The organism is Pedobacter sp. G11 (assembly GCF_003860265.1).
GTDB lineage: Bacteria > Bacteroidota > Bacteroidia > Sphingobacteriales > Sphingobacteriaceae > Pedobacter > Pedobacter agri.
Genome location: NZ_CP034190.1, coordinates 2,675,225 through 2,689,095 on the forward strand (window position 1 = coordinate 2,675,225; position 13,871 = coordinate 2,689,095).

The following is a 13,871-nucleotide window of genomic DNA, read 5'->3' on the forward strand; positions in this document are numbered from 1 at the left end:
TAGTCCCAAGTCTAATAATTTATCATCCTACTAAAGACTTTGTACTGAAGACTAACGATTAGTCATGATCCTTATTCCACCTGATTTTGATTCCGCCTTTTTCATCATCAACCGCTTTCAAATGCAGCACAATTCCCCTCATTCTGGCCTCACGCTTTTCCTGACGGGTTAGATTTTCATCCCCTTTGGGATTTCTCAATGGAATATCTAAAGCTACATTTGTTCCGTTACCTAAAGCATAAACGCCTTTAACATTAAAATTCATAGCGCTTGAGTTAATCTGCATCGGACTGATATCTATCTTGTCGCCACGGATGTTGAGGGTTCCGTCCAGGTTTTTGATTTCGACATTCGACAGGTTACGGTTAGCAAAAGCAAACTTGCCAACTTTTACCATTGGCTCGAAATTTACCAATGCGGCGTTGTTTAGGTTGAATACAACTTTGCCATTAATAGAGCGAGGCAATATTTTGCCCGTGTGCGAAATTCGTCCTCCAATATTTACGGTTGAAGATAGGTAACCTTTCAGGTTTTTATTGGTAATCGTTTTCTGGCCGAAATTATCAAACGAATAAAAGAAGTCTTTTACGCTTACATGGTTTATTTTGGAGTTAATTCTGAAACTGTTCGAACTTGGCTCCTGAATAATGTTTCCGGTTAATGCGAGTGTTCCGCCTGCATGCGCCACGCTTATTTTATTGAAGTAAATGCCCTCGCCGCGTAAAGAAATATCGGCAGCCAGGTTTTTCGCCAGGAAGTTATCATATATTGCTTTTCCTACTGTGAGGTTGATATTCATCTTCGAAACCTCTAAAACATTGCTCAGTTCTTTTGATGCTGTTTTAATTGAACTGCCTCCACTTGTTTTTTTCTTACTTGTTCTTGGGCCTAAGAAGGGTAAGAATTCATTTAAATACAGTTGCGGACTGTGCATTTTCAAATTCACCAGAATTTTATCCGGATCAGTATAGTAGAGATTGGCAAAGTTTGCGATGCTGCAGCTTACATTCAGTTCACTTTTGCCTAATTGAAAATGACCATTCTGAATCGATAGATCATTTTGGTCAAAATTAATGTTCAAAGCGCTTTTAATCAGTCGTAGTTTTCTAGGGATATAAAGAATATCAGCATTATCTATTTTTATTTTTCCGGAAACTACTGGTTTGGTAAAGCGAAAATTATCAATATCAGCCTTGCAATATAATCTCAAATCTGCTGTACCCTGTTTAAACTCAAAATCTTGTGTGCCAAGGGAATTATTAAGGTTAGATAACGGAAATTGTGAGGTTACCAAGCCTGTTGCAATTGGTCTGGCTAAGTTTGTTACGGTGAAAGTATCAATTTTAAGCGGCGCATTAAAATATTTGGCTGTTAAACGATGAAATTTTATGGCTGAATTCTCGTCACCAATAATTCCGCCGGCGGTATCACGGTTAGTAAAGGACCCATCGAAATTAGCAGCGGTAAGCTTGCCCGCCGGAATGGAGATTATATTATTGCGAACGGTGATGCCAACATTAATTAACGGATCGCCATATTTCCCTGATCCATCATCAATAATATTTCCCCGGATATTGATGGGTTTCTCAATGCCAAACTTTAAAAGCTTCGATGAAATGTTTGGAGAAAGTAACATGGCTACATCTTTGAACAAAATATCATCGACAGCAATGCTAATTGCAAAAGCTGATTTATCAAGTTCGACCTTGGCGCCGATTTTGAAAGGATGACCCCCGATTTTCAGTATTTCAGGATCTAAGATAATGGCATCAATCGCTCTGGAATAGTGTGCTGAAAGTGTTCCCTCTAGCGATTTATCTTTTAAAAAGCTTCCTTTTCTGGTATTGAAGGCAAAGCTGTTCACCTGGGTCTTCAATTTTATTTTTCCTGTCCAGCCACTATCCGGGTACTGCATTCTCCCCGCTACCTGATCAATGTTGAAATTGAAAAGTTTGTGCCTTTTTTGATTGTCGAGCGTAAGCGTAACACGATTGAGATCGATTTTTTTTACGGCTAAATCTGGTGTTTTTGAATCTGATTTTTTAGCGGTATCGGTCTTTTTGCTTTTAAAAATACTGGTATTACTGTAGCCATTTGAATCGGTGTAAATGTAAATTGATGCATCGTTTATTGCGATTTGATTAATGTTAACATTACCAACGATTAACGAGAGTACATTTAGCGAAACATTAATGTCTTTTGCCTTGATTAAATCGTGTTTATGTTGCGACCATAAACTATCTCGCAGTAAAATGCCGTTTAATGAAACGGAAACGCCAGGGAAGCTTTTAAGTAAGGTAGGCTCCATACCTGTAGCTGTAATTTTGCCATTTAGATTTTTGTTCAACTGACCCAGAATAGAGGTCAATATTTCTTTTTTATTTCTGCTAATGTAAAACGCCCCTGCAAGCCAGGTAAGTATTATTAAAATAATCAGACCAGATAATATACCTAAAGAAATTTTTAGCCAGCGTTTCATAAACATTATTTGATATAAGCAATATAATGTTATTTAATGCACAATTGTTTTATGCGGCTGCAATTTAACAGGTAAACCTGATGTTAACGGCTCAAGGAAAAGTTAACCTCTAATTCAATTCGGGTATTTACCGGTTTTTCATCAACTTTTAAAGGAATCCAATCGTTTGGAATAAGATTAATTACTCGAAGCGCTTCTTCATTAATGCCATAGCCCGGCCCATTCACAATTTTTCTTTCTACCATTTTACCGTCAATTGTAATGATTGCAGATAATATAGCTGTTCCTTGGATATGCTTTTCTATCGCTTCAGCAGGATACCTGATGTTATGGCCAAGTAGAGAAGAGAAAAGTGCATCACCGCCCACAAACAACGGACGAAGTGTGGTTTCGATTTCTTTATTTTCGGTTTGTGTAAGAATGAATGCTTTTTTAAACATCTTCGAAGGCTTTGCAAAAAGAACCTCCTGGTTAGAAAAATCTATTTTCTGTTCGAGGTCGGTTTGATTAAAAGCTTCCCAAACGCCCGTTCGGGCTCCATGATCATATTGCCCTTTCAATACCGATCTTCCAGCGACTTGCTGATAATCGCCTTGTTTAATTTCAGGGGTAGATTTTAAAACGGTGTAAGTTTCTTTTATCGCGAAATAATTTGTACCGCTGCGTTTAGTGATTTTTTTTAACTCCTGTGCGCCCGCTATAAAGCTAAATGACAGTAAAACTAATATTGAAAACGTTCTGTTCATTAAATGAAATTGCCTTTTTATGATCAAATAAAGTTTAAATCAATATTATTTTTGCGTAAATTCTATGAAATAAGGTGGGCAAAAACAGTAGAGTGCCAGCTATTTTTAAAAGGCACCTCCCATTTGTTTTCTAATTCGGCCAGGGTTTGCACCATATTATTAAATACGATCGTTTCGGAATTGATTTGCTTAATGTTGATCAGTGTTTCGAAATCTTCTTTACTGTTTACCACCACATCATCGCCAACCTTATAGGCCATGTTGAAGCGATTAAATAAATCGACATGATATTCTTGTTCTATTTCTTTAATTAATCTAACAGAGCTATCAATAGAACAACCCGTAACGTTAGCCTGCAATTCGTCAACCGTAAGGATGATAAAAAATCCATGTCTGATTTCTGCTTTAGCCAGCAATTCATTTCCATGTGCTTTCCATTGGTTGGTAAAGGATGATAACTTTTCTAAAATTGCCATTTCTTCAGCAGGAGTGAATTTGCGATCACTCTGGTAAACCCAAACTCTTGATTGTGGAGAAAAACTCATATACAAATTTACTATTTTAATTAAATTGCTGTGGTTAAAACGACATCCCAATGAAAAAGTTTACAATCGGCTTGGAAATATCCTTTCTGTCAGCTCTATGCATCATTTTATGCGCTTTTTCAGATCCTGAATCTCTTGAGCAATACGTTGGTTTTCTTCAAAAAACACTAAGCGATCATTATGACAGTAATCAGGAAAATGGGAAAATTAAGCGTTACGAATTAAACATTACCAACAATGGCTTTTGTCGTTACAAGCGATATTTTAACAATGGTAAAACGGAGTATTTTGCCTTTAAATTATCAAAATTCAGAGATATGGATTACCTCGGGAATACAACTGCCGGGAAACTATATCTGAAAACCAAAGGTGATGATGTGATTGTTCAAACTTATAAGGATAGGGGTGGGGATGTAGATTCTATGGCCACTCAGGTGGTGATCCCGTTAAAAAATATTGAAGCTGAGGATCTTAATCTGATTCGTAATAATCTGGAGCGCATTATCAAATTGCCCTAAAATGAAATAAGTCTTAGCGTTTGACTAAGACCTACTACTTTTTAATTTTGTTTACAGATTAAAGCCCATTAGCTCTGGCTGTAATTTCTGCAATATCCAGCACCTTTACTTCCTGCTCTTTGTCTTTAAGTTTAATGCCGTCACTTAACATCGTCATACAAAACGGGCAACCTGCTGCAATAAACTGAGGATTGGTTTCCAGTGCTTCATCAATCCGTTCTACATTAATATCTTTTTTGCCTTTTTCAGGTTCTTTAAACATCTGTGCGCCGCCAGCACCACAGCACAACCCATTGCTTTTACAACGTTTCATTTCCACCAGCTGTGCATCTAAAACCTCGAGTGCTTTTCTTGGTGCTTCGTAAATTCCATTTCCACGCCCCAGATAACAAGGATCATGGTAAGTGATTTTTTTACCTTTGAAACTTTCGCCACCTTCCGCCTTTAGCTTACCTTCATTAATCAAATCTTGAATAAGCTGAGTATGGTGAATCACCTCGTAAGTTCCGCCCAAGCCTGGATATTCATTTTTAATGGTGTTGAAGCAATGCGGACAACCGGTAACGATTTTTTTAATATTATACGCATTTAGCACCTCAATATTGGTCATGGCCTGCATTTGAAAAAGGAATTCGTTCCCGGCTCTTTTTGCCGGATCTCCCGTACAGCTTTCTTCTGTGCCTAGAACCGCGTACTTCATGCCCACATGATGTAGGATTTTACAAATGTCGCGGGTAATTTTTTGCGCCCGTTCATCATAACTCCCTGCACATCCTACCCAAAATAAAATTTCCGGCTCTTCTCCTGCGGCCATTAATTCGGCCATTGTTGGTACTTTAAATTCCATGTTTAAGTATCAAATATTTAGTGTCAAGCTATCAAGACTTGAATTTTTTATTGTTTTATTTATGGAGCTAAAAACTCACTCATTAATGGTGACGCTCAACTGAAGGCTATCCTTCTTGTGCCCAGTTAAAACGATCAGCCGGAGAATATTTCCACGGTGCCTGATTATTCTCGATATTGCCAAGCATTGCATTGATACTTCCTGGCGCCTGAGACTCTTCCATTACTGCATAACGACGCAGTTCAGTGATAATCTGCAAAGGATCAATATTTACAGGGCAAGCCTCTACGCAGGCATTGCAACTGGTGCAGGCCCAAATTTCCTCTCTGGTAATATAATCATCAAGCAAAGCTTTTCCATCCTGATGTTCTGCACCGTTTTTATCAATGTTTTTGCCGATTTCGGTAATCCGATCCCGGGTATCCATCATAATTTTTCGGGGCGATAAAAGTTTGCCAGTGATATTTGCCGGGCAAACTGAGGTGCATCGGCCACATTCTGTGCAGGTATAAGCATTCATCAGATTTACCCAACTTAAATCAGTTGCATCTTTTGCACCAAATTTTCCGGGTTCAGTTTCAGCAGGAACAAATGAAGGATCGAGCATAGCTTTCACTTCGTTTGTAACCGAAGCCATATTCGTAAATTCACCTTTGGGCTCCAAATTAGAGAAATAAGTATTTGGGAACGCGAATAAAATATGGAAGTGTTTAGAATAGGGCAGGTAATTTAAAAACGCTAATATGCCAATGATGTGAAACCACCAACATGCTCTTTCAATCGCAATCAATGCGTTTTCTGAAGAGGGTAATACATCCATTAAATACTGACTTACCGGAAACGAACCTGCAAGGGTATAGTGCGATGAACCTAAAAACTGAAGTTTTGCATCAGCAGCATTCATCAACAGAAATGCACTCATCAGCAAAATTTCGGTAATTAAAATATAGTTTGCATCAGATTTTGGCCAGTTTGTCATTTCTACACCGCTAAAGCGTTTCAGTTTCAATACATTTCTGCGAATGAGGAAAATAACACAGGATACCCAAACGGTCAAGGCCAGTATTTCAAATGATCCGATTAAGAAATTATAGAGTCCGCCAAGGCCATGAAATATGCGGTGGGTTCCAAAAATTCCATCGATCATAATTTCCAACACTTCTATGTTAATGATTACAAAACCGATGTAAACAAAAAAGTGAAGGAAAGCGGGGATAGGGCGTACCACCATCTTCGATTGGCCAAAAGCAACCCTCAACATAGTGATTAATCTTTTTTGAGGCTGATCATTGCGATCAACTGATTTTCCCAGGCGGATATTGCGGATAATTTTGCGGAAATTAACCGTAAACAGCGCAATTGCTGCAAGTGTTATTACTAGAAATAGGATCTGAGCCACCATGCAATATTATATTGTTTATGCTAAATTAGGATATTAATCTAAATAAAATGCTATGCATGCATAAAAAAATCATTTAAATTTCTTGTTTGTATTGATTCTAAGCGTGAAAGCGAAGTGTGATTTTTTTAAATAAAAATTAATTAATTGATAATCAGTGTGCAACTGAAATAATGGAAAAAAAGTTTTGCTTTTGGAAAAAGAACACTACATTTGCAATCCCAAACGGGAGGTGCCATAGCTCAGTCGGTAGAGCAAAGGACTGAAAATCCTTGTGTCCCTGGTTCGAATCCAGGTGGCACCACTTCCAAAAGCCTTTCAGCAATGATGGGCTTTTTTGATTAGCGGGATCTCAGCGATTGAGAAAAAAATTAAAGGACGTTGTTGCATTTGATAAAAAGAATCTTACATTTGCAATCCCAAACGGATGGTGCCATAGCTCAGTCGGTAGAGCAAAGGACTGAAAATCCTTGTGTCCCTGGTTCGAATCCAGGTGGCACCACATCAAAAAAGCCTCTGAAATTAATTTTTCAGAGGCTTTCGTTTTTTAGGTATCAAGGTAGGGTTTTTCAGCTAACTCCTTTACTATAGCCAATGCTTTTGGCCAGGTTTTTTCAAAATAATCTTTCCACTCGGCAGTGATATTTAAATCAATTAGTAGTGCTGTTTTATCGCCTTGCTCTTCTAATGTGTAATTCTCAAAAACTGGCCCCCAATCTACATCCAAATTTTCTTTGCCATCTTTTATTTCTCCAATATGTTTGATGGATAAATATTTATTTGGAATATTTTCTTCAATCATAGCAACCATGCCATTGCCGGAACCATCGCCAAATATAGCTTTACTTCCTTTTTGCCAATCGGTTTCTACTGAAGAATTTTCAGCAAATGCTGCAGTCCATTTTGGATAAGTATCGGTTCCTAGAAGTATTTTCCAAACTTGTTCCGCACTGGCGTTAATTTCGGTTTTAAATTCGATTTTTTCCATCGTATTTGAATTTAGTTAAGAATTTTCCATTAATGTTACCCAGGCGTTTACGGCTTGTGTTAAACCCTTTCGGTATTTATTCACATCATCCATACTATAAAACTTTGCATAGGCTTTACCTTTCGTTTGCGCTTCTAAAAAGTTAAAGTCATCTTCAAGCAAAGCAGCTTTATGAAAAATAACGATTACATACTTCGTTATTTTTGGATTAATTGTTGCCATGTCGCCATTGAAACTAAAACTCGGTCCACCCCACTTAATATGTCCTTCAACTTTTGGGTTGGCATTCAATATTATTTCAATAACTTCTTCCATTTCTTTTTTTAATGGATGAATTAAGTTAGCCATAAATTCACTTATTTTTTCATTTTTGCTCATCGTCGCCATGTTTATCCAAATATCCATAAATCAAAAAATAATGCAAAGCTGCAAAAGCGACATTTCTAATGGCCTAATCAGCCTACCGTTGATCTTCAAAATGAAAATTGTAAAATAGCAGAAGCCATATTGTTAGTGAAAGAGCATTCTTCTTTTTCACCCCATTGTAATTTAATCGGCAGATTTGAGTTATTCGCCGATACATTAATACAGAACAACAATATTTTAATTTAAATTTAGTTTGTTGATACAGAAAAAGTTATGTACTGACAACTACGGTCGGTTAATAAACGTATATCACAAATAAATCCACAAACAAAATACTCATGATAAACAAAAATTTTTGCTTCCGTACGGTTTTACTGCTGAGCTTTTTTGGCTTTATTGCCGCTTGCAAAAAAGATTCTACTACACCCTCTGAGGCGCCCGGACCAACGGCAGCGGCAACAGCTTCCAGAGCCGAGTTAACGAAGGATTCCATTTTTCTCTATACCAAAGAACTATATTATTGGAATTCCTCTCTGCCTACGTACGCCGCATTTAAGCCACGCAGTTACAGTTCAAACGAAACTGAACTTTATGCGTTAACACAGTATTCAACTGACCCTTCAACAGGTAAGCCTTATGAATATGTGAGTGGCAGTACTGAGCCGAAATATTCTTTCTTAGATTATACAGCTACAAATGGTAAGGTTTCGGTATTGGATTTAAAGGCTGACGTTAACGGAACAGCTAATGACTATGGTTTCTCGGTGATGTATAATACCACTAACGATTTAAGGGTAAAATACGTTTATCCAAACTCGCCGGCCAGCCAGCAAGGATTAACAAGGGGTTGCAGAATCACCAGTATTAATGGAAGAACCAGTTTAACTTACAGCACTACCAGCGGCATCATCAGCTTTTTAAACGAAGCGATTTTTGGGAGCAGTGCATCAGTTAGTTTAACATTCACTGATTTAAATGGTGTTAGCAAAAGCGTAGTGGTAAATAGTAGCAGTTATACGGTTAATCCAATTTTATTTACCAATGTTTACACAGTGGGTAGCAAAAAAGTAGGTTATCTTGTTTTTAATAGCTTTACCAATAACGTTTCCGCTGCTTTGAAAACGGTTTTTGCTAACTTTTCGTCGCAAGGCGTAACGGAGTTGGTTGTAGATCTTCGCTATAATGGTGGTGGTTACGTTTCAACCGCTACAGAAATCATTAATCTTGCAGCGCCTGCCAGCCAAAACGGGAACACGATGTACACGAGCTATTATAATAGTTATTTACAAGGCTTAACTACAGCCCAACGAAAGGCTTCTGTACTTGCAAATCAGCCTTTGCTCGATGCGAGTGGCAAAATTCAGAGTTTTACTACCGGAATTAACGGCAAATACGCCACCTACGCAGATCTAAATTACTCAGCAAGTGCTGCGGATAATATTGAAAAATTTGCGAAATCAGGTTCTTTAGCCCTAAGCAGGATTTATTTTATAGTCACCGGATCTACGGCGTCGGCTAGCGAATTAACCATTAATAGTTTAAAGCCGGTGATTGATGTGAAGCTGATTGGAGAAACGACTTACGGGAAACCGGTTGGCTTTTTCCCCATCAGAATTGATAAACTCGATTTGTATGTTCCCGAGTTTGAAACTAAAAATCAGCTCGGTGTTGGCGGATATTATTCCGGTCTTAGCGTAGATAAAAGTGCTTTTGAAGATTTGACCAAGGCATGGGGCGATGAAACGGAAACTTTATTAGGATATGCATTGCTTTACGCCAGAACAGGAAGTTTCGTAACAACAGCAGCTAAATCAGCTAGTCTCTCTGCAACGTCTACCAACATGCCAGATAAATTATCGTCAACTGAAATTAAAGTGGTGAGAGAAAATCTTGATCAGATTGGGATTAAAGGCATGATCATGGTGCCTGATCATAAATTTTAAACAAAAAACCTCCCTTAATCAAGCTTAAGGGAGGTTTTTCGTTTAGAGCAGTATCTTGCTGCTAATGTCTTTGTTTATGGTGATGTAACCAGGATATTTAACTGGTGTATTGCCAAGCATAAAAGTTGGCTTAATTTTAATAGTTAGAAGTCCCAGTTTTTCGTCTTTTGATGACGATCCTTTTTGAGCGGCCTTTAAAACATCATTGAAAACATTTCCATTTGAAACCAGTCCGTAAATATTACTGATTAACTGAACGGGTACAGTAACGGTTTGCCCTTGCGCAATGCTTACATTTTGGTTTACAATGCCCTGAGCCAGATCGGTATTGTTAACCAATATTTTATATTCAAACTGATTAATGGCTGCCAAGTTTGCCGATGGATTGGTGATCTCTAAGTTAAGGTTGGCCCTTAGAGGAATGTCTTTTCTTAACAATCCGAGTGCAACTCCCGGCAAACTGGTTAAACTAAAACTTTGTTCATCCATTAGTTTTTTAACATCTGTTCCGGCAATGGAAACCTGCTGAATGCCTGTGATTTTATAAGTACAATCTTCGAGCGCCTTGATTTGCTGCGCTTGCCTGTTTATTCCGCAACTAAATAGTGTTAGTGTGAATAGGCATAGCAATAGTGTGTTTTTCATGTTTATCATAACGCCAAAATAGTAAAACTATTTCAGCGTGTATATGGGTTTAACAAAAATTAGCATTAAGCACTTGGGGTGATGGTTTCGATATTGCTGCGCTCATCATTTGAATCCCCATCGTTTGAATTTTCATCGCTTGAATCTTCATCACCTGATTCGGATGAAACTTCACTGTTTTCTGTTGTTTCGTTTTGGCTACTATCACCCTGTTGTTCTGTAGATGAATCAGCCTCTCCTTCAGTAACTTCTTTGCCTTCAGTTTCGGGCGATTTGCTCTCCGCTCCCGATTGCTCCTGATTCGCTTCCGGTTCATTTTTCGGAGATTGATTTTCATCATGACCATCCTCTTCAGTGTGGTTTTCAGCAGTTTCTTTTTGCGATTCATCTACCGGTTTGGAAGGATCAACCTCTTGTTTATGGGCTTCAGGCACAACGGTTTCTATATCCAGTTGTACATCATCTGTAGGCTTAGGTTGTACATTTGTATTTTCCTCTGGTGTTTTATCTTTTTCGTTTTCCATAATTTTTCTTTTTCTTAATTAAATAGAATCAATCGCCGTTTTGTTTGGATTTTCTTAAATGTTAGCTTTGAGAAAAAAAGCCATGGCCATCACTTACAGAAATATAGAAGAAAAAGATAATCAAGAACTCGCGGAGGTTATCAGAACGATATTCAGGGAATTTAAAATTGATCAGCCTGGCACCGTTTACACCGATCCAACTACCGATCACTTATCAGATGTTTTCAAAACAGCGCAATCCATTTACTGGGTTGCCGAAGAGGATGGAAAAATTATAGGAGGCTGCGGCATTTATCCTACTGATGGCCTGCCTGATGGTTGTGTGGAGTTGGTAAAACTTTACACATCAGCCGAAGCAAGAGGTAAAGGTGTTGGCAAAACATTGATGCAAAAAAGCATTGAATCTGCTCAGCATTTTGGCTATAATGAAATTTACCTTGAGTCATTTCCTGAATTAACCACCGCTATATCGATGTATGAAAAGGCAGGATTTAAATATCTATCGGCACCATTGGGCAACTCTGGTCACTTTGCCTGCAATGTGTGGATGCTGCTGGTACTTTAATTTAATCAGAAGGAAAATACAGATTGGGATAATTTTCTAACTAGTTGGGATAACAAAATTGAAAATTTTAAGGTGTTAGGCTAAGTTTACAGGATGAAAGGAACTAAAATTATATTAATACATCTCATCTGTTGGATAACGGTTTTAGCCTATTTTTATGGAGAGGCATTAATTGAAGGGGTAACACTTCGTCAGTCAGCCTTTAGTATCTCCATGAATATCATTCAGGTTATAGAATTCTATATCTGTTATTTATGGGTTTATCCGAGGTTTTTAAAACGCGAAAAAATCCCGCAGCTTGTTGGAACCATTATTTTGACCATCGCCATATTTATTGCTTCGCGATATTTAATAGAGCAGGTGTTGTATAAGAACTGGTTTGGCATGCAAAATTATTCAGATGAAACACCTATATCAAAATACATCGCAGATAATATTTATTATAGTCTGGCATTTCTGGTGGTTCCTGCTGCTGTTTATAGTGTACAACAAAATTTTAAAACCGAAATTGCCAACCGTAAACTGAAAGATGAGGTAGTAAAATCGGAACTGGCCTTTTTAAAATCGCAGATCAATCCACATTTTCTTTACAACACTTTAAACTATGTGTATGCACTGGCAATTCCGGTTTCAGATAAACTGGCGAATGCCATACTGAGGCTATCTGATTTAATGCGTTACACCCTTAATGAAAGTCCGGATGGTATGGTAACCTTAAGTAAAGAGGTTGAATATCTGGAGAGTTATATAGCGCTTTTTGAAATGCGCTTTGAACCGAAATTTTATGTTGATTTTTCAACTGTTGGTGTTGCCGAACAAAAAGTTGCTGCGCTCATGCTGATTCCTTTTGTGGAGAATGCATTTAAACACGGTGTAGTGAGCGATGAAAAACATCCCATTCGCATCAAGCTTAGAATCAACGGGAAAAGGTTGAGTTTTGAAGTGAGCAACAAAATCAGTCATGCGCAGAAAGATCATTCCAGCGGGGTAGGATTAGTAAATATCCACCGGCGGCTGGATTTAATTTATCCTGAAAAACATGAATTGCTGATCTCAAACAATGGCAATACCTACAAAACCACGTTGATTTTAAGTATATGAAAGCGGGTATGTTAAATAAGGCTATTGCTGCTATTGTGATTTTAATTGGATTATTCATTTCAGCCTGTGCGCCAATCAGGGCGTTAAGGTGGTGGCAACCAGATTTGAATGACAGTAGTAAATTCAGGAACGCCAGAATCATGCCTGCTAAGATGCCATTTCGGTTTATCTCCAACACCAAGCAGCTAAAACACCAGCAGCTGAAAAACTACCTCGACACTTTTCTCAGCAGAAGCAATACAAATGCATTTATCATCATTAAAAACGATACGATCATTTACGAACGTTATGAAGATCAGGTAAATCAAAATACGTTACATCCCAGTTTTTCGGTAGCTAAATCTTTTGTGGCAACCTTAATTGGCATTGCCGTTGATAAAGGTATAATTTCATCCCCAGATGATTTAGTAATTAAATATATTCCCGAACTGGAGAAAAATGATCATCGCTTTAAAAAGTTAACCATGCAACATGTTCTTGATATGCGTTCAGCCATTGATTATGACGAAAATAAGGAAACGCCTTTTTCTGACATTACCAAACTGTACTATGGAAGCGCTTTAAAAAATCAAATCATTGGGCTAAAAATGAAAGGAGAGCCAGGCTTAAAGTTTGAGTATCAAAGTGTAAATACGCAGCTGCTGGCGAATATCTTAGAGAAAGCAAGTGGCAGAAAAATTCAGGATCTTTTTACTGAATATCTGTGGCAGCCGTTAGGTGCAGAATCGAATGCGATTTGGAGTGTAGATGATCAAGGAACAGCAAAAGCTTTTTGCTGTTTAAACGCCACCGCAGCAGATTTTGCCAAATTAGGTCGACTTTACCTCAATAAAGGAAACTGGAACGGGAAACAAATTATTTCCAGGAAATGGATTGAAACCACCACCAATGCCGATACGCTGGATGTGTTAGGTTATAAAAACCAATGGTGGGCATGTTATGATTATCGTTATTTTAAAGATTCGGTAAGTGCAACAGCTGCACTAGCGAAAATTGGCGCTCGCGTACCGGTTAAAAAAACAAAATACAATGGTTATTACTTTAAACTAAAAGCTCATGATTATACCGCTGAAGGAATTTTAGGCCAGTTCCTCTATGTTAATCCAAAAAATAACGTCATCATTCTCAGAATGGGAAATTATCCAAACAAAAGAATGAACTTTGAAAATTTTATCCCAAAAATAGGCCGACAATTATAAACGATA

At 37.9% G+C, this 13,871-nt stretch carries 14 protein-coding genes and 2 tRNA genes; 7 read left to right on the forward strand and 9 right to left on the reverse strand.

Going from position 1 to position 13,871, the window contains the following annotated elements; translation table 11 throughout:
* Positions 1-58 precede the first annotated feature (58 nt).
* The 3 genes from EA772_RS11630 to EA772_RS11640 all read right to left on the reverse strand — a co-directional run bounded on the left by EA772_RS11630 (position 59) and on the right by EA772_RS11640 (position 3,770).
* Positions 59-2,479, reverse strand: coding sequence for an AsmA-like C-terminal region-containing protein (locus tag EA772_RS11630; protein WP_168187528.1), 2,421 nt, complete (start codon positions 2,477-2,479; stop codon positions 59-61).
* An 83-nt stretch (positions 2,480-2,562) separates the two neighbouring features.
* Positions 2,563-3,225, reverse strand: coding sequence for an energy transducer TonB (locus tag EA772_RS11635; protein WP_124913382.1), 663 nt, complete (start codon positions 3,223-3,225; stop codon positions 2,563-2,565).
* A gap of 62 nt (positions 3,226-3,287) precedes the next feature.
* Positions 3,288-3,770, reverse strand: coding sequence for an ABC transporter ATPase (locus tag EA772_RS11640; RefSeq protein WP_124913384.1), 483 nt, complete (start codon positions 3,768-3,770; stop codon positions 3,288-3,290).
* Positions 3,771-3,820: 50 nt separating this feature from the next.
* On the opposite strand from EA772_RS11640, the gene EA772_RS11645 reads away from it, so the two are divergent.
* Positions 3,821-4,288: a hypothetical protein gene (locus EA772_RS11645; RefSeq protein WP_124913386.1), complete on the forward strand. Its 468-nt coding sequence runs from the start codon at positions 3,821-3,823 to the stop codon at positions 4,286-4,288.
* A 58-nt stretch (positions 4,289-4,346) separates the two neighbouring features.
* On the opposite strand, the gene EA772_RS11650 is transcribed toward EA772_RS11645, so the two are convergent.
* Positions 4,347-5,135, reverse strand: coding sequence for a (Fe-S)-binding protein (locus EA772_RS11650; RefSeq protein WP_010599590.1), 789 nt, complete (start codon positions 5,133-5,135; stop codon positions 4,347-4,349).
* Positions 5,136-5,241: 106 nt separating this feature from the next.
* Entirely contained in the window at positions 5,242-6,537 is a 1,296-nt protein-coding gene (locus EA772_RS11655) for a (Fe-S)-binding protein (RefSeq protein ID WP_124913388.1), read from the reverse strand.
* A 228-nt stretch (positions 6,538-6,765) separates the two neighbouring features.
* Between EA772_RS11655 and EA772_RS11660 the strand changes: the two genes are divergently transcribed.
* Together EA772_RS11660 and EA772_RS11665 are read left to right on the forward strand one after the other, a co-directional pair.
* Positions 6,766-6,838 (forward strand) — tRNA-Phe (locus EA772_RS11660).
* A 125-nt stretch (positions 6,839-6,963) separates the two neighbouring features.
* Positions 6,964-7,036: transfer RNA gene (locus tag EA772_RS11665), tRNA-Phe, on the forward strand.
* Positions 7,037-7,081: 45 nt separating this feature from the next.
* Here the strand turns inward: EA772_RS11665 and EA772_RS11670 are convergent.
* Both EA772_RS11670 and EA772_RS11675 read right to left on the reverse strand, forming a co-directional pair.
* On the reverse strand, positions 7,082-7,522 hold the full coding sequence (locus tag EA772_RS11670) for an SRPBCC domain-containing protein (protein ID WP_124913390.1): 441 nt from the start codon (positions 7,520-7,522) through the stop codon (positions 7,082-7,084).
* 15 nt (positions 7,523-7,537) lie between these two features.
* Complete coding sequence (locus tag EA772_RS11675; RefSeq protein WP_010599593.1) at positions 7,538-7,900, reverse strand: DUF1801 domain-containing protein; 363 nt, start codon at positions 7,898-7,900, stop codon at positions 7,538-7,540.
* Between the two features lie 326 nt (positions 7,901-8,226).
* Here EA772_RS11675 and EA772_RS11680 point away from each other — a divergent pair, with 326 nt between their 5' ends.
* Entirely contained in the window at positions 8,227-9,831 is a 1,605-nt protein-coding gene (locus EA772_RS11680; protein ID WP_124913392.1) for a S41 family peptidase, read from the forward strand.
* A gap of 42 nt (positions 9,832-9,873) precedes the next feature.
* On the opposite strand, the gene EA772_RS11685 is transcribed toward EA772_RS11680, so the two are convergent.
* Both EA772_RS11685 and EA772_RS11690 read right to left on the reverse strand, forming a co-directional pair.
* Positions 9,874-10,476 (reverse strand): hypothetical protein, encoded by a 603-nt coding sequence (locus tag EA772_RS11685; RefSeq protein ID WP_010599595.1) that lies wholly within the window; start codon positions 10,474-10,476, stop codon positions 9,874-9,876.
* A 65-nt stretch (positions 10,477-10,541) separates the two neighbouring features.
* The gene (locus tag EA772_RS11690; RefSeq protein ID WP_124913394.1) at positions 10,542-11,000 is read right to left on the reverse strand and encodes a hypothetical protein; all 459 of its coding nucleotides are present in this window, start codon (positions 10,998-11,000) and stop codon (positions 10,542-10,544) included.
* Positions 11,001-11,067: 67 nt separating this feature from the next.
* On the opposite strand from EA772_RS11690, the gene EA772_RS11695 reads away from it, so the two are divergent.
* The 3 genes from EA772_RS11695 (at position 11,068) to EA772_RS11705 (ending at position 13,865) form a co-directional block, all read left to right on the forward strand.
* Entirely contained in the window at positions 11,068-11,565 is a 498-nt protein-coding gene (locus EA772_RS11695; protein WP_246833917.1) for a GNAT family N-acetyltransferase, read from the forward strand.
* Positions 11,566-11,658: 93 nt separating this feature from the next.
* A complete protein-coding gene (locus EA772_RS11700; RefSeq protein ID WP_124913396.1) occupies positions 11,659-12,666 on the forward strand; it encodes a sensor histidine kinase in 1,008 nt (335 codons plus the stop codon).
* A complete protein-coding gene (locus EA772_RS11705) occupies positions 12,663-13,865 on the forward strand; it encodes a serine hydrolase (protein WP_124913398.1) in 1,203 nt (400 codons plus the stop codon). Before EA772_RS11700 ends, EA772_RS11705 begins: the two co-directional genes overlap by 4 nt.
* The last annotated feature ends 6 nt before the right edge of the window (positions 13,866-13,871 follow it).

Bases quoted from the DNA above. Each gene is read 5' to 3' on its own strand.
- EA772_RS11630 (WP_168187528.1), bottom strand. From the start codon at position 2,479: ATGAAACGCTGGCTAAAAATTTCTTTAGGTATATTATCTGGTCTGATT.
- EA772_RS11635 (WP_124913382.1), bottom strand. From the start codon at position 3,225: ATGAACAGAACGTTTTCAATATTAGTTTTACTGTCATTTAGCTTTATA.
- EA772_RS11640 (WP_124913384.1), bottom strand. From the start codon at position 3,770: ATGAGTTTTTCTCCACAATCAAGAGTTTGGGTTTACCAGAGTGATCGC.
- EA772_RS11645 (WP_124913386.1), top strand. From the start codon at position 3,821: ATGAAAAAGTTTACAATCGGCTTGGAAATATCCTTTCTGTCAGCTCTA.
- EA772_RS11650 (WP_010599590.1), bottom strand. From the start codon at position 5,135: ATGGAATTTAAAGTACCAACAATGGCCGAATTAATGGCCGCAGGAGAA.
- EA772_RS11655 (WP_124913388.1), bottom strand. From the start codon at position 6,537: ATGGTGGCTCAGATCCTATTTCTAGTAATAACACTTGCAGCAATTGCG.
- EA772_RS11670 (WP_124913390.1), bottom strand. From the start codon at position 7,522: ATGGAAAAAATCGAATTTAAAACCGAAATTAACGCCAGTGCGGAACAA.
- EA772_RS11675 (WP_010599593.1), bottom strand. From the start codon at position 7,900: ATGAGCAAAAATGAAAAAATAAGTGAATTTATGGCTAACTTAATTCAT.
- EA772_RS11680 (WP_124913392.1), top strand. From the start codon at position 8,227: ATGATAAACAAAAATTTTTGCTTCCGTACGGTTTTACTGCTGAGCTTT.
- EA772_RS11685 (WP_010599595.1), bottom strand. From the start codon at position 10,476: ATGAAAAACACACTATTGCTATGCCTATTCACACTAACACTATTTAGT.
- EA772_RS11690 (WP_124913394.1), bottom strand. From the start codon at position 11,000: ATGGAAAACGAAAAAGATAAAACACCAGAGGAAAATACAAATGTACAA.
- EA772_RS11700 (WP_124913396.1), top strand. From the start codon at position 11,659: ATGAAAGGAACTAAAATTATATTAATACATCTCATCTGTTGGATAACG.
- EA772_RS11705 (WP_124913398.1), top strand. From the start codon at position 12,663: ATGAAAGCGGGTATGTTAAATAAGGCTATTGCTGCTATTGTGATTTTA.